This window comes from Arthrobacter sp. UYCo732, assembly GCF_040547265.1.
In the GTDB taxonomy this organism is placed as follows: Bacteria; Actinomycetota; Actinomycetes; order Actinomycetales; family Micrococcaceae; genus Arthrobacter.
On sequence record NZ_JBEPPJ010000025.1, the window covers coordinates 36,296 to 61,723 of the forward strand.

Annotated in this window: 27 protein-coding genes and 2 pseudogenes; 13 read left to right on the forward strand and 16 right to left on the reverse strand. The window is 65.5% G+C overall.

The window, feature by feature from the left end; translation table 11 throughout:
* The first annotated feature begins 144 nt into the window (after window positions 1-144).
* The gene (locus ABIB45_RS20630; protein WP_502909158.1) at window positions 145-666 is read left to right on the forward strand and encodes a hypothetical protein; all 522 of its coding nucleotides are present in this window, start codon (window positions 145-147) and stop codon (window positions 664-666) included.
* On the opposite strand, the gene ABIB45_RS20635 is transcribed toward ABIB45_RS20630, so the two are convergent.
* Genes ABIB45_RS20635 through ABIB45_RS20655 form a run of 5 tightly spaced genes read right to left on the reverse strand, consistent with a single transcriptional unit; the run spans window position 653 to window position 4,246 of the window.
* On the reverse strand, window positions 653-1,033 hold the full coding sequence (locus ABIB45_RS20635) for an RNA-binding S4 domain-containing protein (RefSeq protein WP_354217744.1): 381 nt from the start codon (window positions 1,031-1,033) through the stop codon (window positions 653-655). The two genes, ABIB45_RS20630 and ABIB45_RS20635, sit on opposite strands and share 14 nt — an antisense overlap.
* 44 nt (window positions 1,034-1,077) lie before the next feature.
* Window positions 1,078-2,073, reverse strand: a complete 996-nt coding sequence (locus tag ABIB45_RS20640) for a sensor histidine kinase (protein ID WP_354217720.1) — start codon at window positions 2,071-2,073, stop codon at window positions 1,078-1,080.
* Window positions 2,066-2,740 (reverse strand): response regulator transcription factor, encoded by a 675-nt coding sequence (locus ABIB45_RS20645; protein ID WP_354217721.1) that lies wholly within the window; start codon window positions 2,738-2,740, stop codon window positions 2,066-2,068. Before ABIB45_RS20645 ends, ABIB45_RS20640 begins: the two co-directional genes overlap by 8 nt.
* Window positions 2,741-2,744: 4 nt before the next feature.
* The gene (locus tag ABIB45_RS20650) at window positions 2,745-3,458 is read right to left on the reverse strand and encodes a DedA family protein (protein ID WP_354217722.1); all 714 of its coding nucleotides are present in this window, start codon (window positions 3,456-3,458) and stop codon (window positions 2,745-2,747) included.
* Between the two features lie 26 nt (window positions 3,459-3,484).
* A complete protein-coding gene (locus ABIB45_RS20655; RefSeq protein WP_354217723.1) occupies window positions 3,485-4,246 on the reverse strand; it encodes a phosphatase PAP2 family protein in 762 nt (253 codons plus the stop codon).
* 140 nt (window positions 4,247-4,386) lie between these two features.
* Here ABIB45_RS20655 and ABIB45_RS20660 point away from each other — a divergent pair, with 140 nt between their 5' ends.
* Complete coding sequence (locus ABIB45_RS20660) at window positions 4,387-5,271, forward strand: cytochrome c oxidase assembly protein (RefSeq protein ID WP_354217724.1); 885 nt, start codon at window positions 4,387-4,389, stop codon at window positions 5,269-5,271.
* Between the two features lie 207 nt (window positions 5,272-5,478).
* Here ABIB45_RS20660 and ABIB45_RS20665 read toward each other — a convergent pair.
* The 3 genes and pseudogenes from ABIB45_RS20665 to ABIB45_RS20675 all read right to left on the reverse strand — a co-directional run.
* Window positions 5,479-5,796, reverse strand: a pseudogene (locus ABIB45_RS20665) (Rossmann-fold NAD(P)-binding domain-containing protein); the annotation flags it as partial.
* 62 nt (window positions 5,797-5,858) lie between these two features.
* Window positions 5,859-6,863 (reverse strand): aldo/keto reductase family protein, encoded by a 1,005-nt coding sequence (locus ABIB45_RS20670; RefSeq protein ID WP_354217725.1) that lies wholly within the window; start codon window positions 6,861-6,863, stop codon window positions 5,859-5,861.
* Between the two features lie 77 nt (window positions 6,864-6,940).
* Complete coding sequence (locus ABIB45_RS20675; RefSeq protein ID WP_354217726.1) at window positions 6,941-7,516, reverse strand: hypothetical protein; 576 nt, start codon at window positions 7,514-7,516, stop codon at window positions 6,941-6,943.
* Between the two features lie 243 nt (window positions 7,517-7,759).
* On the opposite strand from ABIB45_RS20675, the gene ABIB45_RS20680 reads away from it, so the two are divergent.
* Entirely contained in the window at window positions 7,760-8,155 is a 396-nt protein-coding gene (locus tag ABIB45_RS20680) for a YchJ family protein (protein ID WP_354217727.1), read from the forward strand.
* Here ABIB45_RS20680 and ABIB45_RS20685 read toward each other — a convergent pair.
* The 3 genes from ABIB45_RS20685 to ABIB45_RS20695 form a co-directional block, all read right to left on the reverse strand.
* Window positions 8,152-9,039: a YrzE family protein gene (locus ABIB45_RS20685; RefSeq protein ID WP_354217728.1), complete on the reverse strand. Its 888-nt coding sequence runs from the start codon at window positions 9,037-9,039 to the stop codon at window positions 8,152-8,154. The genes ABIB45_RS20680 and ABIB45_RS20685 overlap by 4 nt on opposite strands.
* Window positions 9,040-9,090: 51 nt before the next feature.
* Window positions 9,091-11,121 (reverse strand): acyl-CoA dehydrogenase family protein, encoded by a 2,031-nt coding sequence (locus tag ABIB45_RS20690; RefSeq protein WP_354217729.1) that lies wholly within the window; start codon window positions 11,119-11,121, stop codon window positions 9,091-9,093.
* 61 nt (window positions 11,122-11,182) lie between these two features.
* Window positions 11,183-11,482 (reverse strand): hypothetical protein, encoded by a 300-nt coding sequence (locus ABIB45_RS20695; RefSeq protein WP_354217730.1) that lies wholly within the window; start codon window positions 11,480-11,482, stop codon window positions 11,183-11,185.
* Window positions 11,483-11,721: 239 nt separating this feature from the next.
* Between ABIB45_RS20695 and ABIB45_RS20700 the strand changes: the two genes are divergently transcribed.
* The 3 genes from ABIB45_RS20700 to ABIB45_RS20710 are packed head-to-tail and all read left to right on the forward strand — an operon-like array spanning window position 11,722 to window position 17,449.
* Window positions 11,722-13,185, forward strand: coding sequence for a DUF3375 family protein (locus tag ABIB45_RS20700; protein ID WP_354217731.1), 1,464 nt, complete (start codon window positions 11,722-11,724; stop codon window positions 13,183-13,185).
* Window positions 13,185-13,991 carry a DUF4194 domain-containing protein gene (locus ABIB45_RS20705; protein ID WP_354217732.1) on the forward strand — a complete coding sequence of 269 codons (807 nt, stop codon included), beginning with the start codon at window positions 13,185-13,187 and terminating at the stop codon, window positions 13,989-13,991. The genes ABIB45_RS20700 and ABIB45_RS20705 overlap by 1 nt, the downstream gene beginning before the upstream one ends.
* Window positions 13,988-17,449, forward strand: a complete 3,462-nt coding sequence (locus tag ABIB45_RS20710) for an ATP-binding protein (protein WP_354217733.1) — start codon at window positions 13,988-13,990, stop codon at window positions 17,447-17,449. Before ABIB45_RS20705 ends, ABIB45_RS20710 begins: the two co-directional genes overlap by 4 nt.
* An 81-nt stretch (window positions 17,450-17,530) precedes the next feature.
* Here ABIB45_RS20710 and ABIB45_RS20715 read toward each other — a convergent pair whose 3' ends face one another.
* On the reverse strand, window positions 17,531-18,076 hold the full coding sequence (locus ABIB45_RS20715; RefSeq protein ID WP_354217734.1) for a TetR/AcrR family transcriptional regulator: 546 nt from the start codon (window positions 18,074-18,076) through the stop codon (window positions 17,531-17,533).
* A complete protein-coding gene (locus ABIB45_RS20720) occupies window positions 18,073-20,046 on the reverse strand; it encodes an MFS transporter (protein WP_354217735.1) in 1,974 nt (657 codons plus the stop codon). Before ABIB45_RS20720 ends, ABIB45_RS20715 begins: the two co-directional genes overlap by 4 nt.
* 122 nt (window positions 20,047-20,168) lie before the next feature.
* Here ABIB45_RS20720 and ABIB45_RS20725 point away from each other — a divergent pair.
* Both ABIB45_RS20725 and ABIB45_RS20730 read left to right on the forward strand, forming a co-directional pair.
* Window positions 20,169-20,468: pseudogene (locus ABIB45_RS20725) on the forward strand (hypothetical protein); the annotation flags it as partial.
* A 9-nt stretch (window positions 20,469-20,477) separates the two neighbouring features.
* Window positions 20,478-21,320 (forward strand): SGNH/GDSL hydrolase family protein, encoded by an 843-nt coding sequence (locus ABIB45_RS20730; protein WP_354217736.1) that lies wholly within the window; start codon window positions 20,478-20,480, stop codon window positions 21,318-21,320.
* Here the strand turns inward: ABIB45_RS20730 and ABIB45_RS20735 are convergent.
* Complete coding sequence (locus tag ABIB45_RS20735; RefSeq protein WP_354217737.1) at window positions 21,317-21,604, reverse strand: YciI family protein; 288 nt, start codon at window positions 21,602-21,604, stop codon at window positions 21,317-21,319. The two genes, ABIB45_RS20730 and ABIB45_RS20735, sit on opposite strands and share 4 nt — an antisense overlap.
* 70 nt (window positions 21,605-21,674) lie before the next feature.
* On the opposite strand from ABIB45_RS20735, the gene ABIB45_RS20740 reads away from it, so the two are divergent.
* Both ABIB45_RS20740 and ABIB45_RS20745 read left to right on the forward strand, forming a co-directional pair.
* Complete coding sequence (locus ABIB45_RS20740) at window positions 21,675-22,166, forward strand: MarR family winged helix-turn-helix transcriptional regulator (protein ID WP_354217738.1); 492 nt, start codon at window positions 21,675-21,677, stop codon at window positions 22,164-22,166.
* 2 nt (window positions 22,167-22,168) lie between these two features.
* Window positions 22,169-22,930 (forward strand): SGNH/GDSL hydrolase family protein, encoded by a 762-nt coding sequence (locus tag ABIB45_RS20745; protein WP_354217739.1) that lies wholly within the window; start codon window positions 22,169-22,171, stop codon window positions 22,928-22,930.
* On the opposite strand, the gene ABIB45_RS20750 is transcribed toward ABIB45_RS20745, so the two are convergent.
* Together ABIB45_RS20750 and ABIB45_RS20755 are read right to left on the reverse strand one after the other, a co-directional pair.
* Window positions 22,927-23,067 carry a hypothetical protein gene (locus ABIB45_RS20750; protein WP_354217740.1) on the reverse strand — a complete coding sequence of 47 codons (141 nt, stop codon included), beginning with the start codon at window positions 23,065-23,067 and terminating at the stop codon, window positions 22,927-22,929. The two genes, ABIB45_RS20745 and ABIB45_RS20750, sit on opposite strands and share 4 nt — an antisense overlap.
* Window positions 23,064-24,050, reverse strand: coding sequence for a ferric reductase-like transmembrane domain-containing protein (locus ABIB45_RS20755; protein ID WP_354217741.1), 987 nt, complete (start codon window positions 24,048-24,050; stop codon window positions 23,064-23,066). The genes ABIB45_RS20750 and ABIB45_RS20755 overlap by 4 nt, the downstream gene beginning before the upstream one ends.
* A 327-nt stretch (window positions 24,051-24,377) precedes the next feature.
* Here ABIB45_RS20755 and rpmB point away from each other — a divergent pair, with 327 nt between their 5' ends.
* From rpmB to rpsN, 3 genes are read left to right on the forward strand one after another with little or no spacing between them, the layout of a single operon-like run.
* On the forward strand, window positions 24,378-24,614 hold the full coding sequence (rpmB, locus tag ABIB45_RS20760; protein WP_011693744.1) for a 50S ribosomal protein L28: 237 nt from the start codon (window positions 24,378-24,380) through the stop codon (window positions 24,612-24,614).
* Window positions 24,614-24,781, forward strand: coding sequence for a 50S ribosomal protein L33 (rpmG, locus tag ABIB45_RS20765; RefSeq protein ID WP_013602737.1), 168 nt, complete (start codon window positions 24,614-24,616; stop codon window positions 24,779-24,781). The genes rpmB and rpmG overlap by 1 nt, the downstream gene beginning before the upstream one ends.
* 4 nt (window positions 24,782-24,785) lie before the next feature.
* Entirely contained in the window at window positions 24,786-25,091 is a 306-nt protein-coding gene (gene rpsN / locus ABIB45_RS20770; RefSeq protein WP_190991948.1) for a 30S ribosomal protein S14, read from the forward strand.
* Window positions 25,092-25,428 lie beyond the last annotated feature (337 nt).

Below are 25,428 nucleotides of genomic sequence, written 5' to 3' on the forward strand. Positions count from 1 at the left end.
TTCCCGCCGCCTGCTCCATTGCCGGACCCTGACTGGCTTCCATAAGCAGAGTCTTCCAGAGCGGTCCGACAATGATAGGCACCGTTGAACGCTATGTGGATAAGCGGCCCCTACCGGGGCGCTTCGGCGGGTAACGTCATCAGGATGAACAAGAAAACGCTCAAGTCTGACGGCTTTGCTGGCTTCAAGGCGTTCGACAGCCTTGAGATCATAAGGGTTCCGCAGGGCACGGGCGTCTTCGCTGTGCTCCGGACAAATGAGTTCGAGCCGCACTTCCTGAAGAGGAGCGCCGCAGGCGTTTTCAAGAAGAAGATCCCCACCCTGCCGGCGGAAGCCATTTGGGCGGAATGGGTGGACGGCGCAGATATTCTCTACCTCGGGAAGGCAGGGACCGGGAGCAAGGGCAATCGTGGCCTCCGCATTCAGATCAAGGAGTTTTTGGACTTCGGGAGGGGCCGGCCGCCAGGACATTGGGACAGCCGGCTCATCTGGCAGCTGACACACACCGACGAACTGATCATTGCGTGGAAAGAGCTGCCTGCCGAGGAAGTGAGCCGGGCTGAGGCGGCGTATCACGCCGCCTTCGTCGCGGACCACGGAAAGCTGCCGTTCGCGAACCTCGTGCAGGCCAAGGTCAAGAACCAGGCTGAAACTACGCGCCCTTAAGACGTTCCATCTCGCGCCGGTCCTTCTTGGTGGGCCGCCCTGCACCACGGTCCCGCTGCGGAAGTCCCAGAGCCGGCGCCACCGGCCGGGGCGGAGTGTGGTCGGTGAAACAGTGCGACGCCGCCTCGGCGCCCACGCGTTTGGCGATCAGGCGGCGGACTTCAAGGATGCGTTCATAGCCGGACATCCGAATCGTCACGGTCTCGCCCGTTACGAGCGTGGCGGAGGCCTTGGCTGGGCTGCCGTTGAGCCGCACGTGTCCGGCCCGGCACGCGGAAGTGGCAGCGGAGCGGGTTTTGTAGGCGCGGATCGCCCACAGCCACGCATCAAGGCGGACGCTGGCGGGGGAGGACGGAAGGCTGGTCATGGCTGGCACCGAGTATACGGCGTCGCCGGCCCGGGGCACCGGGGTCATGGTGCAGCCAGCGGGAGCGTGAGCTTCATGGTGGTTCCACCCGGACCCGTGCTGGCGACCCCAACAGTCCCGCCAGCACCGGTCGCGATGTCCCGGACCAGGGCCAGCCCGATGCCGAAACTGCTTTGGCCCCGCGAGGAATCCGGACCGGGTGCCCGCACGAACCGATCAAAGATCCTGTCCTGTTCGACGCCGGTGATGCCGGATCCGGTATCGGTCACCGTTATGACAGCGCTGCGGTGGCTCGAAGTGGTAGCTATAGTTACCCTTCCTCCGCGCGGCGTATGGGCGAGGGCGTTGTCCGCCAGGGCAAGGACGGCGCGGCGGAGACTGTTCTGATCGATCCGGCAAAGCGACTGGCCGTCCTTCGTGCCCACAACGTGGATGTCCAGGTCCTGGGCGATCTGCCGGATGCTGTCGGCGACGGCGGCAGCCGCCTCAGCGACGTCCGTCGGCTCGGGCGGCGCTTCCGGGGCTCCGCCTGTGGCCGCCAGAAGCAGTTCATTGACGATGGCCGTCAGCGTTCCCGTGTCCTCCCTGATGCGGGCCAGCGCGTTCCCCTGCTCCGAGCCGGCCGGGGCATTGCGTTGGGCGAGCTGGATGCGCGCGTCCAGGATGGTCAGGGGTGTGCGAAGTTCGTGGCTGGCATCCTGGACGAACCTGCGCTGCAGTGCCATTGCCTCGCCCAAAGGACGGATGGCGCTGCGGGCACTGAGCCAGCCGATCAGGCCGGCGAGCACAATCCCTGCGGCTCCTGCGATGACCAAGGCCTTGAGCAGATCTTTGTAGTCAAGGTAGGCGTAGTCTGCCACGGCACCGGGAGTGCCGGGCACTTCGGGGTGCGACAACTGGTTCGCCAGGTAGACGGCCGCTCCGGCCAGCAGGAGGATGACCATCACAGCGCAGGCAGCGCTGATGCGCAGGGCGATCCTTAACGATGCCTTTCGCAGGGTGGTCTGGTCCCGGTCGGCCGGCCCGGCTGTTTTACTCATGCCCGTCCCCGATCTGGTAGCCGATGCCGTGGACCGTCCGGACCACACTTTTTGATATTTTGCGGCGAAGGTGGTGGACGTACGTGTCCACCACGCTTGGTTGGTCGGTGGGCGGGAAAACGGCGCGGATGAGTTCGTCCCGGCTGAATACCCGGTCCGGTTGCGTGGCGAGTGCGGCCAGCAGCTCGCATTCCTTGGCGGTCAGCGTCACCAGCGGACCGTAGACGGAGCGGACGGAACGGGCGACGGCGTTCAGCTCCCAGTCGCCGATGCTCACCGTCGGTTGTTGCAGAGTGTAGCTGCGGGTCAGCGCGCGCAGGCGCGCACCCAGCTCCCCGGCGTCGAACGGTTTGGTCATATAGTCATTGGCGCCGGCGTCGAGTCCGCGGACCTTCTCATCCGTTGCGCCCAGCGCTGTCAGGATCAGCACCGGCGTCGAAATCCCTTTAGCCCGTAGTGCGCTGATCAGGGCAATCCCGTCCATGCCGGGCAGCCCGCGGTCGATCACCAGGACGTCCCAGGGCTCCCCAAGTGCGGCGCTGAGCCCCAGCCTTCCGTCCGCTGCCAGCCGGATGCAGTAATCCCCCTCCAGCAGCTCCACAATGAGCGGGCCCAGGACGGGATCATCCTCGACCAGGAGAAGGGACGGCCGGGCATCTGTTGTCATGGGTCTATTCTTCCCCGGCCAACTCTTCCACGAGCCGATCTTCGGATTCTGCGGCCGGTTCCTTGCTGACGTTGCCCTTGTTCCTGCGGCGTTTCAGGTACTCGATGCCCCACGGGATGACGGACACCAGGACCATGGCCACGGCGATGAGGTCGATGTTGTTGGCGATGATTTCGAAGTGCCCCAGCCAGGACCCCAGCAGGATCACGGACGCCGACCAGGCCACCGCACCCACGATGTTCCAGAGAGTAAATCTCCGGTACGTGTAGTGGGCGATCCCGGCTGCCAGCGGGGCATAGGTACGCACGATCGGCACAAAGCGCGCCATCACCACCGCGCCACCGCCATGCCGGTGGAAGAACTCCTCGGTCTGGGTCAGGTGCGAGGTCTTCAGGATCCGGGCATCATCCTTGAACCAGCGGCGGCCGAACTTCCGGCCCAGAAAGTAACCGACCTGGTCGCCGGCCACCGCCGCCACTGAGACGACGCCGATCAGGAGCGGGAGGGTGAGGTTCAATTGCTGATGAAGCAGGCCCGCCGTGAAGAGGAGCGAGTCCCCGGGCAGGAAAGGGAAAAGGACGCCGGATTCGATGAAGACCATCCCGGCGATAACCGCCAGGGCGGCCGGTCCCAGGCCCTGAAGGAGCCCGGCCGGGTCGAGGGGCGAGGACATGGCAGCGGAGGCCGCCGCCGTGGCCAGTGCATGAAATGTCTGCATGATGCCTTTCGTAAGGGCGGGAACGCCTAGAGCAAGAATGGCCTGGTTGCCGCGTTGACCGGCAGACGGTTCCACACCAGGGGCGCCAACCAGTTCCAGCACCCGGTCAGGAGGATCACGGCTGCGCTGCCAGCCAGAAGCGACCCGACGACGTCGGACAGGTAGTGCACACCGATGTACAGCCGTGACCACGCCACGACCACGGCCACCACCACGCCTGCGACTGCGGCGAATTTCGACCACCGCGTCCCGCGGGCCAGGAAGTACACAGCGAAGGCAAGGGTCACAGCGAAACTGACGTGACCGCTGGGAAAACTGTCGCTCCCGGTTTCCGGTGCCAGCGGGTCGAAAAGCAACGCGGGATTCGGACGCTGCCTGGCCACAAGGATCTTGAAGAATTCGCTCGCCACCCAGCCGGACGCCGCCACCAGGCCGAACGCCACAGCATTGACGGGCGCCCGGCGCACCAACAGCAAAAACAAGGCGACGACGGCGATCAGCAGGACCCCCACCATGGGGCCGAACAACAGGTTCAAGGCCATGGCGACTCCGGTCAGCAGGGCAATGTGATGCAGGCTCAGGTTCTGATCCACGCCCAGTTCGTCCATGCTGATGCCGGGAACATGTGCAACAGTGATGCCAAGAATGACGACGGCGGCGGCCAGGAGGATCCCCCACAGGACCCAGAGCCGGGCTTGGGGCAGCGCGAGGAGCCGCGTCCTGCCGCCACTTGGGGCGGCGCATGCGCGGCCTGGCGGGAAACTTGGGCTGTGGTCGGTGTCAGGCATCAAATACTCCGGCTCGCTCTCTGCGGCCCGTTGGCCGCGTCCAGACCAGTCTGCCCCGATGCCGTTAAGGAATCCTTAAGAATGGCGTCCCTGATGGATCGCCCGGCGTTTTCCAAGGAAGTTCCCTTATCCTTGGGCCTGTGCCCCCACTCGAAGTTGTTGTTGGCGCCTGGCGAATCGACTGGGCCGCACTCGTCCTCATTGTTGCCTCAGGCGTGTTGTACGGACTCGGCGTGCGGACGGTAGCCGCCAATGGCCGCCGCTGGCCGTGGTGGCGGACCGCGGCCTTTTATCTGCTGGGTCTGGGATCACTGACGGTCCTGACCTGCGGCTTCCCCGGCGTCTACAGCGCTGAGCTGCGGTGGGCGTTCACCCTGAAGATCTCATTGATGCTCTTTGTGGTGCCGTTGCTGATCGGCCTGGGGAAACCGATCACGCTGGCTCGTGCAGCGCTGCCACCCGCAGGAATCACGCGGCTGAACGCCACACTGTCCCACCGCCTGGTGCGTTTTTTCAGCAACTCGCTGGCTGCCCCGCTGTTGGGATTGGCCCTCTTTTCAACGTTCCTCACGCCGTTCTTCTACACACTGCGAACGGATCCGGTGGCCGAGGCGCTACTCACGGTCGGGGTTCCGCTGCTGGGTCTGATGATGGCGTTGCCCATCATCGAAGACGCCGATTTTCAGCGTTCCAGCGCCTTCATCACCCTGGAATTCGTTTTCGTCTTCATTGAGCTGCTGATCGACGCCGTCCCCGGGATCCTTCTGCGGCTCAACGGGCAGGTGCTGGACCGGGTGACGGCTGTGGCGGGGGGCGCGCCCGCCTGGTTCCCGGGCGCCCTCCGGGACCAGCAGCTGGCCGGCGATCTCCTGTGGTTCATCTGCGAGATCGTGGACCTGCCGCTGATCATCCTGATGTTCATGCGTTTCTCAAGGAGCGACAAACGCGAGGCCCGCAGCTTTGACGACCTCACGGACCGGGAACTTGAAGACCTCAACGCGGAGCACCTGAGGCGCGGCCGCTAAGAGACCCCCGAGTTTTTGTCCAGATAATGGGGCTTTTGACGGGCAGCCGCTGGTGTCTGTTGCCCGTCAGGCGAGCTCGTGGCGGCCGGGATCCGCCACCCACCGCAGCGTCCATTTGGACCAGGCGAACCGCCCGGCTGGTTTTCCAGGTGGGCGGGTCGATCCTCTCGTCACAGGTTTACGCACGGTCACCATTCGGATCAACGGAAAGGTGTACTTCATGCCGGAGGCCCTGATCCGCTCCGCGGTGGCGAAATGGTCGCGGCCCAAGTGAACACCGAGTCCGGCGCCGCGCCATAGAACGACGTGTACACCACGTGCTGCACCCCGGCGGCAGCCGCGGCAGCACTAAAGCTGTAGTGCTGCTCCAGCCTGTCCTCAGCTTCCGCCGCCCTGGCCGGCCACAACTGCGGCGGCGTAACTGAACACCAGGGGGACCGCTCCGTCGAGCTCCGGCGCGCGGTCGGCGTCGCGCACCAGCAGGCGCTGGGCGGTGCCGGCCGCGGCGAGCTGCCGGGCCACCATCCCGCCCAGGCCTCCGGTGGACCCGGTCACGGCCAGGGCTGGCAAGGAAACCAAAGCGGCTCCTACGCTTCGCGCGTAGCGGGCGACTTGGTCTTGGCCGGATCGCGCTCAGCCAGCGAGCCGATCGCGTCGTCGATCTTCTTCAGCACATCGGGCTCGAGGGTCACACCGGCGGCAGCCGCACTGTCGGCGATCTGCTCCGGACGGGAGGCGCCCACGATCGCCGAAGCCACGTTCGGGTTCTGCAGCACCCAGGCGACGGCGAGCTGCGGCATGGACAGCCCGGCCTCCGCCGCGATGGGCTTGAGGTTCTGGACGCTGGCCAGGACGTCGTCGCGCATCCAGCGCTCGATCATCCTGGCTCCGCCCTTGTCATCGGTGGCGCGGCTGCCTTCCGGTGCAGGCTGGCCAGGCAAGTATTTTCCGCTCAGGACGCCCTGCCCCATCGGGGACCAGACAATTTGGGACACGCCCAGCTCCTCGGAAGCCGGCACCACCTCGGCTTCGATGACCCGCCACAGCATGTTGTACTGCGGCTGGTTGGAGATCAGCTGGAAGCCAAGCTCCTTGGACAGGGCGTGTCCGGCGCGGAGTTGCTCGGCGGTCCATTCGCTGACTCCGATGTACAGTGCCTTGCCCTGCCGGACGATGTCCGCGAAGGCCTGCATGGTCTCTTCCAACGGCGTCTCGAAATCGTACCGGTGGGCTTGGTAGAGGTCCACATAGTCCGTCTGGAGGCGGCGGAGCGAACTGTTGATGGACTCCATGATGTGTTTGCGGGACAGGCCCAGATCGTTCTTGCCTTTGGGGCCGGTGGGGCCGAAAACCTTGGTGAAAATCTCCAGGGACTCGCGGTGCTCCCCCTTCAGCGCCGCACCGAGGACTGTTTCCGCTGCGGTGTTGGCGTAAACGTCCGCGGTGTCGAAGGTGCTGATGCCGGCGTCGAGCGCTGCCCTGACGCACTCGGTGGCGACGTCGTTCTCCACCTGTGAGCCGTGCGTCAGCCAGTTGCCGAACGTGATTTCCGAGACTTTGAAGCCGCTGTTTCCGAGGTATCTGAATTCCATGGGTCCCACGCTAGCGGAGATGGTTGCCCGGGGTAAGGGCTTCCCGTGGCGGTTGACGGCGCACCGGTAGCAGGCGCTTAGCTGCGGTCTGCCGGCAATTTAGCCTTGAAGACGTTCGCATGATCGGACAGCGACACGAGCGAGCCCGTATCCAGCAGGGACAGCGTTGCTGGGGCAGGAGGCTTGGTGAACGAACGGGGGGCTTCGCCGGTTGCGTTGTTGCCACCGGCTGTGTCGCATCCCGGGTTGTCCTGGTGCAGCGCCGACTCCGCAAGAGGGGCCACAGCCTTCAGTTTTGCTGCCGGCGTGGAAGGGTCAGGAAGATCACGAACGGCGACTTTGACCTCGGGAGCAGCGGCCCGTGCACGCGCCATGGCGCGGGCGTCCGCTTCGGCCACTGCTGAGGCCCAGTCCTCGGCGAGCGCCGGCGGTTCCTTACGGACGGCCGGCCCGGTCAGCCGGACCAGCGGGAGGATTTCGTTTTTGGGGAGCCGACGAAACAGGGCCATCACCGTTAGAGCCACCAACCGCCCGACGCCGGCGAGCACCAGCGTAAGGACCACCAGCAGGATCAGGCCCAGGAACATCAGGAACGCCACGCCGAGCGTCCCGAAAAACGTCAGGTGCAGAGCGATCGTCGTTGAATCTCCCACGTCGTCTCTCCAATCTGCCCGCGGCTGGGTCCGTGCCGCCACCCATCACCAAGGGCCACAGCCCATCCCACTACCTTACGGACTATTTTTCGGCGAAGCCGCCGCCTGCGGGGTGCACCCGAGGTTGTTTCTAAGCTGTTACCGGATATGACACGCACCCTGCCGCCTATAGTCGAAAGGGATCATCAGGCCACCGCAACGCAGGCCCGAGGACCGTTAAAGGCAACCTTCAAAGGAGCACCATTGCCCGAGAACCCAGGCACCGGCGGCAACTGCATTTGCCTCTCCGGCGAGGCGTACAGCGAGTGTTGCGGGCGGTTCCACAGCGGCGGCGCGGAAGCCAGCACAGCGGAACAGCTGATGCGCTCCCGCTACAGCGCGTTTGTGCTGTTGGACGCGCGATACCTGCGGAAAACCTGGCATCCCGACACCCTGCCGCCGGGCCTGGAACTGGATCCTGCCATGGAGTGGCGCCGCCTCGACATCCTCGCCACGCACCGCGGCGGGCCCTTGGACACAGAAGGGACCGTGGAATTCAAAGCGCATTTCAGGCACGACGGCGAACGCGGCGTCCACCACGAAACCAGCCGATTTGTGCGCGAAAACCGGCGCTGGTATTACGTGGACGCTTTGCTTTAGCTCTCGCTATATGTTCCGTCCGGGGTGAAGCCGGCACGGTCCACCTTGCGGTGGAAATGCATGCCCGCGAGGCCGCCGAGCACTGCGCCCACGAGCGCCACCAGGGCCACGACGACGGCGGCGATGATGCTGGTGACCGTCAGCTCACCTTCGTTGATGGGGATCCGCGGGAAGCTGTTGAGGCTGGCCAGGACATTGAACTGCTGCCCGGCAATGAGGCCCAGCAGCGCCACCACAACCGCGGCGATCAAGGCCCAAGCCCACACCATCATGCCCTGCCTGGCGCCATTGAACCGGGCCATCCGGCCAGCCACATAGCCGCCGGAATAGTAGGAGACGAACAGGATCACCAGCAGGACGATGATGCCCACCCAGCCCACGGCGCCGTTGGTGGCCATCTGGTTGACGGCCTCGTTGACGTCCGTGTTGTTTGCCAGCCCGACAGCGGTACCGGCCGCGGCCACGAGGGCGGTCAGCAGGACGGCCATGCCAGTGGCGGCCAGCCAGCCGAAGAAGGCGGAGCCCACCTTGACACCGCCGAACTGTTCCTTCTCCCGGGCTACGGCGGTCTGCCGGTCCGTCAGTTGGGGATCCGTCAGGCGCGGATCCACCACCGGAGCATCCACTGCCGGTTCCGCAGCGTACGGCTGCGCCGGGTAATCCCCCTCAACGTAATCCTGTTCGGCGTACGCCGGTTCGACGTACGCCGGTTCGACGTACGCCGTCTGATTATCGGCGCGGGTTGGCTCAACGTAAGGCGTCTGATCGGCAGCCCGCGTTGGCTCCCCGCCCGCGAAGGATGCGTCACGAGCAGTTTCACTCCGCAGATTTTCATTCCGGGCGCGCCTCGGAAGTCCGTCCCCTGGTTCCATTTGGTTGCTCATGAGTCAACTCAACCACTGGTGGCCAGTGATAACAAGGATGCTTACTATCTGCTAGCGGTAGTCCCGGTGCAGGTTTGCCTTTGTGGAGGCGCCCGGCGTTGCGTCCGCGATCCACGGCCCCGTGCCCTCCGACTGATCCAGCACGCCGGCCTCCAGCCAGGTGTAGTCGCCGGCCAGTACCTTCCGCGACAGTTTCTGGTCGCCGCCGTCAGTGTTGCGCCAGAGCTGATCGAAGTACTCTTCCACCCGGACCCGGGCCTGCGCGCAGAATGCCTCAGCCAACTCGTAGGCGCTCGCGGCATGTTCCGGCGCGGTGTGCAGGATCATTTCAGCGCGTGAACAGCAGGCAGCCATGGCGAACAGCTCCGCGCCGATATCCACCACCCGGCCCAGGAACGCCTGCTTATAGGCCAGGTTGGCCTGCCACCGGCCCATGCCGTAGAAGGTCTGGCGGGCCAGTCGGCGTGAGGACCGCTCCACAAACCGCAGCTGCTTGGCCAGCCGCCCGAACTCGCTGTAGGAGCGCGGGTCCATGCCGGCGCCGGTCACCAGCTTGGGCAGCCACTTCGCGTAAAAACCAGAAGCGCCGACGGCGGCCTTCGCCTTGTCCTGCAGGCTCGCCGTGACGGAGGCGAGGTCGCCCGCGGCGGCGAGGTGGGCATCCACCGCTTCCCGGGCGATGAGCAGTTTCATGATCTCCGAGGATCCTTCGAAGATCCGGTTAATCCGGAGGTCGCGGAGCTGCTGCTCCGCAGGGACGGCCCGCTCGCCCCGGGCTTCCAAGGACTCGGCGGTCTCGAATCCGCGGCCGCCGCGGATCTGCACCAGTTCGTCGGCGATGCGGTAGCTGATCTCCGTGGACCACAGCTTGGCCAGGGCGGCCTCGATCCGGACGTCCTTCTGCCCGGCGTCCGCCATTTCGGCGGACAGCTCAAAGACGGCGTCCAGTGCGAATGCCGAAGCGGCGATGAAGGCGATCTTCTTGCTCACGGCCTCGTGCTTGCCCACCGGCTGGCCCCACTGGACGCGGGCGCCTGACCACTCGCGGGCGATCTTCAGGCTCCAGCGGCCGGACGCAACGCAGAGCGCCGGAATGGAGAGCCGGCCGGTGTTCAGCGTGGTCAGCGCAATCTTCAGGCCCTGGCCTTCGCGGCCCAGCCTGTTCGCTGCCGGCACGCGCACCTGATGGAACCGCGTCACACCGTTTTCGATGCCGCGCAGCCCCATAAACGCGTTGCGGTTCTCCACGGTAATGCCGGGGGAGTCCATTTCCACCACAAACGCGCTGATGCCGCCCTTGTGTGCTGTACCGTCCGCATCTGTGTGCGCCGGGACCACAGCCATCACCACCACCAGCTCGGCGATCACCCCGTTGGTGGTCCAAAGTTTCACGCCGTCCAGAACGTAGGCCTCGCCGTCGTCCGTGGGAACTGCGGTGCTGCCCATCCGGGCAGGATCGCTGCCAACGTCAGGTTCCGTGAGGAGGTAGGCGGTGATGGCTCCGGCGGCGCACCGCGGCAGGTATTCACGCTTCTGTTCCGGGGTGCCGAATACCTTGACCGGCTCGGGGGCGCCGATGGACTGGTGCGCGGAAAGCAGTGCTCCAATGCTGGGGTGGACGCTGCCCAGGAGCGCCAGGGCCCGGCCGTAGTAGACCAGGGACAGGCCCAGGCCGCCGTATTCCTGGGGAATCTTCATGCCGAACGCGCCAAGGTCTGCCAGGCCCCGGAGGTATTCGTCCGGAATCCTGGCATCACGTTCGATCACCCGGCCGGACATGGTGCGCGCATATTCGGTCAGCCGCTCCATAAAGGCCTCGCCGCGCTCCACGTCCTCGGCCTTTGCCTTGGGCCAGGGGTGGATCAGGCTCACGTCGAAGTTTCCCAGATACAGTCCCTTGGCAAAGCTTGGCCGGTCCCAGCCGGTTTCGCGGGAGGCCTCGGCAAGCGCGCGGGCGTCCTCGGCAGTGACGTCGGGCCCGAGATTGTCCGCGGCGATGGGAACCTCTGCGGCCGGGGCATCCGTGGGTGGAACCTCGGTGCCAACTGCTGTGGTGGCGGGACTGTCAGTGGCGGAGCTCATGGGGTATCTCCTTCGCCCAGGTGGCCGGTTGAAGCCAGGATCCGCCGGGTTGGAGAACCCTTCAGCTGTCTCCCAACATTACCCGCGGGTAGCTTCCAGTGCTAGGGGATGCCTGCCCTTGAAAGTCCCCCGGGGATCCCGTGGCGGCGTGATGCACCAGACGGTCCCAGCCCTGGTTGATGCCGTGGACCACCGCGATCAGCGACGTCGACACGAGGAACCAGGCGAGCTTGCCGACACCGACCAGGACCAAGGCAATAAACCCCGCGGTCAGGACGAACGCCACCAGTACCAAGGCAAACCCCAAGGTTCCGACGAACACCATGGTGGCCGTTTCCACTGAACTCAAGTCGAACTGCATTCTTCCCCCTGCGCCATTGCCTCGTTGAATCAATAGGACTGAGCGTAGGGGGTGCCGGGCGTCCCCAACCAGACGCGCCCTGCCTGGCAGGCGGGTTGATACGGGATCGCAATGCTACCCGGAGGTAGGTCACAGGGCGGTCGCGGAACGATCACTGTTAGGGGTGCAAGGGCTCTGCGTTAACCTTGTAGTTGGCAGTTTCCTGCCCAACCATCCCCCCAGCAGATTAAGGAGAGTGCGTGCCCCGCTCCGCCAGGTCATCCGCTGACGCGATCAGCGCCCGGCTCCGGGACCTCGAACTCCTGACCAAAGGACCTGCCTGGGCGCTTACGCGCTCCGCGCCGTGGGTCATCGCGGTGCTGCAGGCGTCGTTTACCCGCACCCGCCCGCAGGCTCCGCTTGAGGAGTTCCACGCCGACGTCGACTCCTTCCTTGAGCAGCTCCGGAGCCAGGAGCCCGGGCAAGGCGGCGCCGCCATCGGCACGTCTTCCGGCCGGAACTATGCGGACGAATGGACGCGCAAGCAGTTCCTGACCCGGCGCAACCAGTCCGGGCAGATCGTTTACGAAGTCACCGAACCCGCCGCGCGCGTGCTCGCGTTTTTGGACAGCCTCTCCAGCGAGCGGTCCACCCTGAACGGATCCCGGCTGGGAACTTTGCTCGGCGACGTGGAGAAGCTCGCCAACGAGACCAACCCGGACCAGAGCGCCCGGCTGGAATCCCTCGGGGAAGAGATCGAGGAGCGGCAACAGCTGATGCAGGACATCAGCTCCGGCGACTTCGACGGCCTCTTGGACGACGACGAAGCCGTGGAAGCCGCCGGCAACATCCTGGACCTCGCCGCGAGCCTGCCCGCCGACTACAAAAAAATGCGCGACCGCATTGAGGAACTGGTGGGCGCGCTGCGCAACCAGATCATCGAGGAGTCGCTGAGTAAAGGCGCCACCATGGCCCAGGTGCTGAAGGCGGACAAGCGGCTCCGGCAGAGTCCTGAAGGCAGGACCTTCCGTTCCTTCACCGCGTTCCTGGAGGACCCGCAGCAGCAGCTGCGGTTCCGTTCGGCGATCGGCGAGGTCCTCAGCAGACAGTTCGCCGATGACCTCTCGGCTGAGGACCGCGAGACCCTGAAAAACCTGGTGGCCGAGCTGCGCCACCAGCACGGCCAGATCCAGCGCATCTACGGCAAGCTCAGTGAGAGCCTGAACACCTACGTCCAGAGCGACGACTTCCGCCAGTCCGTCCGCCTCCGGAAGGTCCTGCGCGAGGCCGAGCAGGCCATCAGGTCCCTGCCCTACGAACGTGAGCGGCCCGGCCTGGTCCGCGGGCCGGTGCTGTTCAACGCCGGCTTCGAATCCCTCGCCATGGTCAAGCTCTACGACCCGGACGAGTTCGCCGTCCCGCCGAAGCTCGCGGATCCCATCGCTTTCAGCGACTCCGACCGCGTGCGCTCGCCGAGGACCGGGAAAGCCCGGCCGGTCGCGATCCGTGCCGCCGTCGCAGGCGCTTGCACCCTGGCTGAAGCCTGGGCGCAGCTGCCGGCCGAGGAACAGCACATCAACTCCATCCGCGCCCTTCTTTCCCACGCCCTCCAGGAAGGCGCGGCCTTCGACCGCGACGCCTGGGGCGGCCTGGACTTCGAACAGATCGACCGCACCACCCGCACGGCGTACCTGCCCGTGGTCACCCTCAAAAAGGATTCATGATGACTGAAGAAATGACGACGGCGACCGCTCCGGTGGTTGAACGCAGCGGAGGAGCTACGCCCCGGGACGCCTTCGTGGACGGCGCGGCATTGTTCCCGGGCGACACCGGCGTGCTCTCAATGAAAGTGCGCCAGGCCCTGGTGAAGCTGCTGAAGGGCCCGTATGTTGATGGCGGCCGCGACGAAAAACTGTGGACCACGCTTCTGGATAACCAGCTGATCCTGCGCAGCCGGCTGTCCGAGGTTTTCCTGACGCTGCAGCTGGACCACGAGCGCAAGATCGCCGTGCTGCGACCGGTGGACCCGGAGGCCATCGGCGGCAGCACCCGTTCCAGCATCCTGCGCCAGCAGCGTGCGCTGAGCCGGGTCGAGACCATCGTCCTTCTCCGCCTGCGCCTGCTGCTGGACCGCCACGTCACGGCCCAGACCGATCCCACCATCACCCGCGAGGAAATCGCGGACCTCGTGGCCCACTACCAGCCAGCAGGCCAGCAGGACGCCCTCCGCGATTCGGATGTAGTCAACCGCGCCATTACCAAACTCCTGGCCCGCCAACTGCTCCTCACCACCGGCCTGGAGGACGTCTACACCATCTCCAACGCCCTCCCGCTGGCCCTCCCCTTCGAAAACATCGGCGACATCCCAGCCCAAATCGTAGCCCTGGTAGCAGCCACAACAGACCCCGCCGGCACAGAGCCACTGATAGACCTCGATCCGGACCCGGAGGTTGAGCCTGTCGAAACCGAGGATGACGAGGACAGCGACGCGGAAGGCGACCACACCGACGCAGGAGGGGAAACCAAGTGAGCATCGCAACCATGCTGCCGATTGGTGAACTGACAAACCCGGGCCAGATGCGCCTCGCGTTGGTGCAGGTGGTCAACTGGGGAACGTTCCATGGCGCGCACACGATGCGCGTGGACCGCAGCGGCACGCTGCTGACAGGCAACTCGGGTGTGGGCAAGTCCACGCTGTTTGACGCCATGCTGCGGGTTTTCGACGCCCGGCCGCGGTCCAACGAGGCAGCGGCGCAGCGCGCCGGCGGTGCTGTGGAGGACAAGAGGACCACGTACACGTACATGCGCGGGAAGGTGGGCGACAAGGCGGTGGGCGAAGGCTCGGCCAGTGCCTTCCAGCGCCCGGGCGCCACGTGGTCCGCCGTCGGGCTGACGTTCGATAATGCCGCGGGCACCCGCGTCACCGTGTCGGCATTGTTTGATGTGCCCAAGAACGGCACGGAATCCAGTGTCGGGCGGTTCTACCTAATCGACACCAAGCCGCTGGACCTCCCGGCCATCGAGGACATCGCGGACAGGCGCTTCACCAAGGCCACGCTGGAGACCATCTTCCCGGACGCCCAGGTTTTCGATGTGCACAAGGCCTTTGCCGAGCGTTTCCGCCGGCTTCTGGGCATCAGTTCGGACCAGGCCTTGCCGCTGCTGCGCGTTATCCAGGCCGGCAAGGGGCTCGGTGGCAGCGTTAACACCTTCTTCCGCGATCAGGTATTGGATGCGCCGGCAACCCTGGCCGCGGCCGATGACGTGGTGGAGGAATTCAGCAACCTGATGTCCATCAGGCAGCGGCTGGAGGATGTGCGGCAGCAGCGGGACCAGCTGGCTCCGGTCCCCGCCCTGAATAAAGAATATGCGCAGTCGCTGCTCGGCGCGAACCGGCTCCGGGACCTCGCGGGCGAGGAATTCGAGGCCTACAAGCAGCAGCTGTCGGTTACCGTGCACCAGAAAACCCTGGCCCGGTTCAAGGAGCTGGCGCAGGCCAAGGCCATGGAATTGGGCGTGGAACGTTCTGTCCGCGACGGCCTGGCCAACGAACTGCGGCAGCTCGAAACCGACTACAACAACCAGGGCGGCAACGCGATCTCCGCGATCGAGCAGGCGCTGGAAAACGCGAAAGTTGGCCTGAGGCTCCGCGAGCAGGTGGAGGAAGCGGCTCGCAAGGCCCTGTCCGACGCCGGCCTGCAGCTCGAGTGGACCGCCGAAGGCTGGGAACAGGCCCATGAACAGGCCGCCGCCAGGTCTGCCGAGCTCAAGGATGATTCCCAGGCCCTGCAGGAACTCCGTTTCGAAGCCTTCGACGGGCACGCCACGAAGAAACGCGAGCTGGCGGCCGCCCAGCAGGAACTCGTTTCGCTGCAGACGCGCAAGTCCCTGCTGCCGCCGTCGAGCATTGAGAACCGTGCGGCGATCGCCGCGGCCACCGGCGTTCCCGAGGACCGGATGGCGTTCGGCGGCGAGCTGATCGACCTCGCCGAAGGGGAGGAGCAGTGGCGGCCGGCGGCGGAGCGTGCGCTCCGGAACCTGGCCACCACCCTGCTAGTTCCCGGCGAACACTTCGCCGCGGTGACCGGCTACCTGAACGGCCACAAAGTACGCGGTGCCCTGCGCGCCGTGGATGTGTCCAAGCCGCTCGCTGGCGGTGCGCTGGGCGTGGAGGACGTGCGCGACGGCGACCTGCTCACCAAGCTGGACATCCTCGCGAGCGGCGCGGCGACCGAGGCCGGGGAATGGATCCGCGAACGGATCGCCCTCGATTTCGCGTACCCATGCGTGGAGGATCCCGACGAACTGAGGAAGCTGGACAAGGGCCTGAGCCTGGGCGGTGTGGTCAAACGGAACCGCCACACGGTGGAAAAGGATGACCGCTTCACCAGCCGGCAGGACTACGTGCTCGGGTTCGACAACGCCGCCAAGCTGGAGCTGGTGGCCGCCCAGGTGGAGGATCTGCAGCACGAACTGGCCAGGGCGGCCGAGCTTGCGCAGAGCCGTGAAGAGTCGCATCAAGGCATGAGCCGGCAGCTCGAAGCCCTTCGCCGCATCGCCGAAGACCACCGGCCCTGGGATCAGGTGTCAGCTGCGGTGGCTGCCGGGGAACTCACCAGGATTGAGCAGCGGCTTAAGGACGCCTTCGCGGCCCAAGCGGACCTGGAACCGCTGCGGGCAAACATCGAAACGGCGCGGCAGAAACACCAGGCTAGCACCGAGGCCGCGGCCGTCCTGCAAAGCGAATACAAGGCACTGGACCGTCAGTTGAGCGCAGCCGATTCGCTGCTCGAAGCCGCGCGTGCCCGCCTGGCGCAGGCGCCGCCGTCGGACGCTACCATCACCTCGCTGGAACCGTACTTTACGGACTTCGGCGACGTCAGCGAGATGCATGAGCTCGACAACCTGGCCAACCGCGTCCGGACCGCCCTGCTCGGGGAACTGCACAGCGCGGAGACGCGCGGGCAGGCGACCTCCGAGCGGCTCACCCGGATCTTCGAAGGTTTTGTGCGCGAGTGGGGCTCAGCGATCTCCGCGGACCACGGCACCTCCATCGGCGCGGCGGGCGAGTTCGAAGCCCGCTACCACGCCATCGTCAGCGACGGCCTGCCCGCCCAGGAGTCCGAGTTCCGGCACTTCTTCAACCAGCGCACGCACGAATCGTTCAGCACTTTGCTGCACCTGCTGGACGAGGAGCGGCGCTCCATCACCAGCCGCATCCTGCCGCTCAACGGCATCCTGTCCGAGGTTAACTTCCACGAGGGCAGCTTCCTGGAACTCGACATCAAGCAGACGCTCCCCGCCACTGCGAAGCAGTTCAAGGACGCCATCCAGAATGCACTGAAAGTCCGGCACGCGCGGCCTGCGCGGGCCAGCGCGGATGCTGCGGGTGACGACGACGCCGAACTCACAGCGCGCTACAAGACCCTGGAAACTCTGGTGAAGCGGCTCGGATCGCCCACGCCCGAGGACCGGCGCTGGCGCGCCGAGGTGCTGGACGTCCGCGGCCACCTGTTCATCCAGTGCAAGGAGCACCGCGCTGTACCGGGTGCGACGACGGCTGAAAAAGGCGGCGCCAAACGCACCGACGTCTACATGCACGCCGACACCGGCTCGATGTCCGGCGGCGAGCGGCAGCGCTTCACTGCCTTCATCATGGCCGCGGCGCTGAGCTACCAATTGGGCATCGCCGAGCAGGGCTTCACCACGTACGGCACTGTGATGATGGACGAGGCGTTTGTGCTGGCCTCGGAGGAGTTCGCCGGCGCCGGGATCAAGGCGCTGCACGAGTTCGGCTTCCAGCTGCTGCTGGCCGCGCCGGAAAACGTGATCGACCTGTCCCGGCACCTGGGCTCGGTCACGGAAATCCTCCGCGACAAGCGCACCAACCGCTCCGGGGTGCTGACTGCGCCGGTGATCCGGCCCAACCCCGGGTCCGAAGGGGCATGGCGGTCCGAGGCCAACCCGGTGGACATCGTCCTCCGCTAGCCGCTTCCTACTGCAACGCGGGGTCACTTAACGCCCAAAACCCCCCGGAATGGGCCGTATCCGACCCCGCGTTGCGGTTCCCTAAGGGTCTGCGGTGCACGCGTCGATCTGAGCCTGGACGATTGCTCCGTAGTGCCCCACCAGCTCGTCAAAATTCCAGCCGTCAAAGAGGCCCAGCGTGCGGACGGTCTCGCCGAAGCCGGTCATCAGGGCGGTTACCGTGGATGCGAAACGCCGCTCCGGCGTGGAGTCCCCGATCAGCTGGGCGATGGCGGCAACGTAGCGTTCGCGGATCTCGGCCCGGGCAGCCTCCGGGTCCGGGGCGTCCAAGACGGCGAACGGGATGATGGCCCACGGCTCCTGCACCCCGCGTTCCCGGCGCATCAGCACCCGGAACACGAGCGTCCTGCCAAGTTCCGGCGTCGGGACATCCACATCGGCGAGCTGCGATTCGTCCGGCCGGACCGCGGCAAAGAGCTTTTCCTTGGACAGGAACAGCTTCATGACCAGCGCGGCAGAAACGCCGGCTTCGGCGGCGATGTCCCGCACCGTCACCGCGCGGTAGCCGCGTTCCCCGAACAGCCGTCCGGCCGCGCGGAGGATCCCGTCGTGGCTGGGGCTGCTCACATTCCCACGTGCTGTCCGGCGGCGTTCTCTGCGCGTGGGGCGGCGAGGTCGAGGGTGGTCGACTGGATGCCCACGGTGAGCTTTTGGGCCGTGGCTTCGTATGTTTCCGGGTGCAGCATGGTCACAACGTAGCGGCCGGCCGCGGGCAGCGGGAAAGCGTACCGGCCCTCCTCACCGGTCCGCGTGCTTCCCACATGCCCGCCGCCGGCTTCAAGGAGCGTCAACACGGCGCCGGCCAGCGTCCGTCCGCCGGCAGTGACCGTTCCGCCGATCTCCAGACGGTCACGCAGCCGGAGATTCTGCTGCAGCGTGCGGCCGTCGAAATCTATGACCTCCGCCGTGGGCGCCCAGCCCGCTGCGTTGGCAACCATCAGGTATTTTCCAGCGCCGGGCAGCGCCACCGAGTAGTTGCCTTCCGCGTCCAGGCGGCTCCAGTCCACCGGCTCGCCGCCAGTCTGCAGGACGGTCACGACCGCGGAAGACAGAGGGCGGTGGTCGGGTGCCAGAACGCGTCCCTGCACCACGAGTTCGGTGGCGGCGACGGCGGGTGTTGGCGTGCGGTGGGCAGCAGCGGCCTGGGGGATGAAGACTGCAGCCAGCATGGAAGCTGCGGACGCGACCGCGGCCATCCAGAACACGTCCTTGAACGCCTCGAAGGAAGGCAGGCGGGCGGCCCCGACCGTCAAGGTGACAGACGTGAGAACAGCAGCAACCGCGGCGCTGGAGGTCGATGTGCCGATGGACCTGACCAGGCTGTTCAGCCCGTTGGCGGAGGCAGTTTCGGTGATGGGGACGGCCCCCATGATCAGGGTGGGCATGGCTGCATAGGCAATGGCTGTACCGATGCTCACCACCGTGGATCCGATGATCACTGCGGCAACCGAGTCGTAGAAGAAGACACGGCCCACGTACCCCGCAATCATCACCGCCGCACCGGCCATCAGCGCGGGCTTGCCACCGAAGACGCGAATGATCCGCCCGGATACCGGGGCGAAAATAACCATGGCCAACCCGGACGGCACCATGCACAGGCCGGCGATGATCACGCTCAGGCCGAAGCCGTAGCCCGTGGCCTCAGGCAACTGGAGCTGCTGGGTGGTAAGCAGCATGTTGGCGAACATGGCGAAGCCGATGAGCAGCGAGGCGAGGTTGGTCATCAGAACCGACCGGCGGGCAGAGGTCCGCAGGTCAACCATCGGCTGACTGACTTTCAGTTCATAGGGGACCCAGGCTGCCAGGAGTATGGCCGCGGTCAGGAACAGGAGCAGGACCGGCTCCGACCCCCAGCCCCACGAGCCGCCCTTGGAGATCGCCAGCAACAGGGTGGACAGGGCCGCGGACAGCACGAGGGCCCCGGCGTAGTCGAAGCGCCCGGGGGTGCGGACCTTCGATTCGGGAACCACCAGCACCACGCCGACAAGCAGGAGTGCGCCTGCGGCGGCGGAAACCCAGAATATGGACGCCCAGCCCATGCTCTCGTACAGCACTCCGGCCAACGGCAGGCCCAGGGCGCTGCCGATTCCCAAGGTGGCGCTCATCAACGCAACCGCAGAGCCCATCCTCTCTTTGGGCAATTCATCGCGCATGATGCTGATGCCCACGGGGATCAGCGCCGAGGCGAAGCCCTGCAGCGTCCGGCCGATGATGAGGAACAGGAAGGACCCGCCGACGGCGGCAACGATGGAGCCCGCCACCATGATGGCGAGACACACCACCATCATCTTGCGCTTCCCGTACATGTCCGCGCTGCGGGACACGATGGGCGTTGCCACGGCGCTCGATAGCAGCGTGGCGGTCACCAGCCAGGAGGCGTCGTCGGCCGTCACGCCCAGGATCCCGGGGAAATCCGGCAGGAGCGGGACCACCAGTGTCTGCATGAGGGCAACAACGGTGCCACTGAGGGCCAGGACGGCGGTGATCGCGGAAGGTGAGGGGCGTCGTTGCGATTCAGGGGCGTGGGGGCGCGGCATCGGTGGCTTTCCGGTCGGGGGAGCGGTGGGGTGAACATGCGTTTACCGCCTTACGAGTGAACCACCGTTCACCCCCTGCTTGCAATGGTCTGCTGCTGTTTATTGCGTCACACGACCAAGTCCGCCCCCACGGTGAGCTGCTGCTGCAGGAGGCGGTGCGCGCGGCGGTGCCGGTGCCCGGCTGGGTGGGCATCAAAGCGGCCGACGGCGGCGCAGGCCTGGAGCCCGAGGACGTCAACGTGGATACGGGCATGCGCCGGTACCTTGTGCGGGACGTCGGGATCGACCGGAAGCAGGTTGCGTTCATGGGGTACCGGCGCCAGGGCAAGACCGAGCTAAAAAGGCTCCGACCGCTCTTCTTCCCAAACCCTCTCGCATTCCTGTCGCCCGACGTTAACCCTGCCGTTTCTTTGGCGGGTTAGGTTGGCCTGGTGCTTCCTGAACCTTTGCTTCCACGGAACGGCCGGCGGGTGTTTGTGGCACTCGGGGATTCCTTTACTGAGGGCGTGGGGGACCGGAACGAGCGGCTGCCTAACGGGGTCCGGGGCTGGGCTGACCGGGTGGCGGAGAAGCTGGCGAAGGCCGAACCGGGGTGGGAGTACGCAAACCTGGCGATCCGGAGCAAACGCCTGCGCCACGTCGTGGCCGAACAGCTCGAGCCGGCGCTGGCCATGAATCCAGTTCTCGTCACCCTGTATGCCGGCGGCAACGACATTCTGGATATCGGCACGGACATGGCCGTCCTGATGGATGACTACGAAAACCTTGTGGCACGGCTGGCGGGAAGCGGGGCCACGGTGGTCCTGTTCACCGGCTTCGACGTCAAGGTTTCGGCCGTACTGGAGCTGCTGAAGAAGCGGAATACCATTTACAACCAGCGGGTGCGGGAGATCGCAGCCAGGCACGGCGCCGTCCTGGTGGACTACTGGTGCCTGGACGCCTTCCATGACCTGCGGATGTGGGACTCGGACCGGCTCCACATGTCCAAGGCGGGCCACAAGTACCTCGCGGGGCAGGTGCTGGACCAGCTCGGCGTGCCCCACAAAATGCGGCCCAAGGAATGGGACCCGCCTGCGCCACTCAGCCTGCGCGAGTGGGAACGGCGGCAGCGGCGCTGGGTCAGCGACTGGGTACTGCCACTCTTCGGCCGCAAGATCCGGGGCATCACGTTGGGGGATTCACTGAACCCGCGCTGGCCGGAGCCCGTCAAGGTGCCGCGGAAAGGTGGCCTCAAGAAGCTCGCGGAGAAGCTCGAAAAGGCGAAAAGGTCTTAGGTGTCCAGCATGTTTTCGTAGCCCTCCGCCACGGTGGTGGCAGTGAATTCGATGACTTCGAACTCCGCCACACCATTGCTGTAAAACGGGTCCCTGGCGAGTGCGGCATCCAGCGTGGCCCGGTCGGCCTTGGACAGCAGCACACCTCCCACCGCCGGAACCAGGCGCCCCGACGCGAGGAACACGCCGTCGTCGAACGCTTGCTTGACCCAGGCCATATGCGCGGGCCGGTGATAATCGACAATGTCTTCGGGCACCCTGTAGGTCAGCGTCACAACGAACATACGGCCAGCCTACCCCCGCCCGGGCGGGTCACTTGAACCGTCAAGAACTTTGTCCTCATAGAATGGACTCATGATCGAACCACGCTGGCTCAACTCCGACGAACGCCGTGCCTGGCTGGCGATCCTGAGCATCAACACCCTGCTTCCCTCCGCCCTGGACAGCCAGCTCCACACTGCCGGCAAGGTTTCCCTCTTTGACTACAACGTCATGGCCATGCTGTCCGAGGCCGAGGGACACTTCCTGCCCATGAGCCAGTTGGCCGCCCGTACCAGTTCGTCGCTGTCCCGGCTCTCGCACGTGGTATCCAAGCTGGAGAAGCGCGGCTGGCTGGAGCGCCGTCCGCACCCCCACGATGCCCGCGTCACCACGGCGCACCTGTCCGACATCGGGATGGCCACTTTGGTGGACCTCGCACCGGGGCACGTGGAGGCAGTCCGCACCAAGTTCCTGGACGCGCTGTCGGACCGCGAGGTCAACGATCTGGCCCGCATCGGCGAAAAGATTGTTGCCCGTCTGGACGATGACCACTGGATTCTCCGCTACACTGACGGCCAGCCGTAGCCATGGATTTTTCCACGCGGTATGTGGCGCTCGGCGACTCTTTCACGGAGGGTGTGGGCGATGATGATTCCAGCCGCCCCAACGGACTCCGTGGCTGGGCGGACCGCGTGGCCGAGCAGTTGGGCGCGGCGGATCCCGCCTTCGGCTACGCCAACCTGGCCATCCGCGGCAGGAAGCTCCGCCAGATCATGGCAGAGCAGGTGGATGCCGCCGTCGAACTTAACCCCACCCTGGTGACCATTTATGCGGGTGCCAATGACATTCTGCGCCCCAGGATCGACATCGATGACCTGCTGGCAGAATACGACGCCGGCATCCGCAAGCTGACGGCCAGCGGCGCCACCGTAGTGATGTTCACGGGCTTCGACGCCCGCGGGTCCAAGGTGTTTAGCACTATGCGCGGCCGCACCGCCATCTACAACGAACTGGTCCGCGGCATTGCCGGGGACCACGGGGCGCTGCTGGTGGACTACTGGCGGTTCAGCGAATACTACGACTGGGGAATGTGGGCGACGGACCGGATGCATATGTCCGCGGCCGGGCACGCCAACATGGCCAAGCGGGTGCTCACAGTCCTGGAACATGACCATTCGATCGACGTCCCGCCCATGACCCCGGTTCCCGAGCTGAGCCGGACCGAAGCCATCCGCGCGAACGCCCGGTGGGTCCGCGAATTCGCCGGCCCGTGGGTGGTACGCCGTGTCACCGGCAAGTCCTCCGGCGACGGCCTGTCGCCCAAATACCCGCGGCTGACCCGGCCTTAGCCCCGGAACTCCGGGGTGGCGAGCAGTGTTCCGTCACGCCGGACCGCGAGGACGGCAACATCCCACCGGTCGGCGGCCCTGTCCAGCATCGGCGTACCGCTTGCGACGATCGCCGTGGCCAGGACGTCTGCCGTCACGATGTCCACCGCGGCAACGGAAACCTGAACAAAAGCTGTGGCATCCAGCGGCCGGCCCCAAATGTGGTCCCCCGCTCGGCGGAACCCGACGTCGCCAACGCCGTGTGCCGCCGTCGTCCGCCCAGCGGATAGCCGGCCAGCAGAAGTCCGCCGTCAGCGGGGTCCACGATTCCGGTCACCCGGCTCACCGTCAACTGGTGCCGGGAGGTGGCTGCGAGGGGCTGGGTCAACCGGTAATGGAAAAGGGCGGCGCCGGTCGCGATGCAGACCGCCAGCCAGTACCACCGATGCCAGCTGCCCTCGGCAAATAGCCCGCCCACGCTGAAGTGGTGGGGGAGGGACGTCCCGACGGCGGCATACGTCAGCAGGTGCACCACGTACCAGAACTCGTAGGGGAAAAGCCGCCGGACAGCTACCGATGAGGTCACCACCACTGCAAGGAACAATGCCATGGACACAAAGGCGAGCCACATGTCCGGGACCAGCGTCCACAATGCCCCCGCTTCGCTGACAGGATCCAGCCTTTCTGCCATGCCGTAGCCAACGGCGAGCAGCAGGCCGTGTGCGAGGAGGAGATACAGCGAAGGTTTACCGAGCTTGCGGTGGAACTCTAGGGCCCGGTCGTGACCAACGGTTCTGTCAATGAACGGAATGCGGGCCACCAGCAGCAGCATCAGCAGGACCAGGTCCATACCGGCCAGGCCGGCCACGATCCCTGCAGCGGTGAAGAAGGAAGCCAACGAATTGACCGCCCGCAGCCCGCCGTCGGCCAGCCAGAGGGCCAAGGCCGTCGCCACCGAAGCCCAAACAATAACCGTCAGGAGGTCGGCCCGGCGCATCCGCTGGCGGTGTTGACGGGCAAACCGGCCAGGGGCGCTGCGGCCAGCGGCTGTGCCCTCCTGGGAGGGTGGCCCGGGGACTGGCGGCCCCGGATGGCCGGAGCGGCTTGGCGCCGGAGTGGCCGGCAGGGGCTGTGTCTTCATGTATCAAAGATGCGCCCGGAAGCTTGATACAGCTGTGAAAACAAGGGAGTGCCAGCTGTGATGCGGCCGACCAGGCCCGGCTCTCTTATACACCTTCCAGCAACCGGATTGGTCTTTAATTGCGGGAACTCGTAGACTGGGTAGGCGCTAAGTGCGCGGAGCGTGCGCAATTGCTCCGGTGGCCCGGTAATTTTCTCCAGGGTAGCCGGTAGTTAGGGGCTCAAGTTGCGTGACTAACCGTTCACCCTGATCACTTTGGGTCGCGCCTAGACGCATGATCCTGCAGCAGATATGCGGATCATTACTTTCAATTCTTGAGGAGAAGTCATGGCAGCACACTGCCAAGTGACCGGAGCCGAGCCGGGCTTTGGGCACAGCATTTCGCACTCGCACCGTCGCAACAAGCGCCGGTTCGATCCGAACATTCAGAAGAAGCGCTACTGGGTTCCGTCCCTGCGCCGTAACGTCACGCTGCAGGTTTCTGCTCGTGGCATCAAGACCATCGACGTACGCGGCATCGACGTAGTCGTCGCCGCAATCCTGGCTCGTGGGGTGAAGCTCTAGTGGCTAAGGACAAGGACGTACGTCCGATCATCAAGCTCAAGTCGACCGCGGGCACTGGTTACACGTACGTAACCCGTAAGAACCGTCGTAACGATCCGGACCGCATGGTCCTGAAGAAGTACGACCCCAAGATTCGCCAGCACGTCGAATTCCGAGAGGAGCGCTAAACATATGGCTAAGAAGTCAATGATCGCTAAGAACGAAGAGCGTAAAGTCATTGTTGAGCGTTACGCTGCAAAGCGTCTCGAACTGAAGAAGGCTCTGGTTGATCCCAACTCGACCGACGAAGTTCGCGAAGCTGCACGCCTCGGCCTGCAGAAGCTTCCCCGCAACGCGTCGCCCGTCCGTCTGCGTAACCGCGACATCATCGACGGCCGTCCCCGCGGTACTTTCCAGAAGTTCGGTATCTCCCGTGTTCGCTTCCGCGACATGGCTCACCGCGGTGAGCTCCCGGGCATCACCAAGTCTTCCTGGTAATCCAGCACCGCTGATTCCAACTGCTTGAGAAGTGCCGGCAACCGTATGGTTGCCGGCCCTTCTGCATTTAAGCCTCTGATGATCGAGGTCAACCTGATCAAGCTTGTCGAGATCCGCCCGGACGTTCGCGGCTGTGGGGCAGCCCACAGGTACTGATTACGACGACGGCGCACGGTTTTGCCCGCCGGTGGGGGTTTTGGCCTGGGTTGGCGCGGTCGTGGGTGCTGTGGGGGGTTGATTTGCAGGGCTATTTCAAAGTCCGGTGAGGTTCCGGGCGATTTCCGGATCGCGTCCGGCAGTCCGCATCGCCTTGGCAATGCCCCGGGTTCCGGCCAGG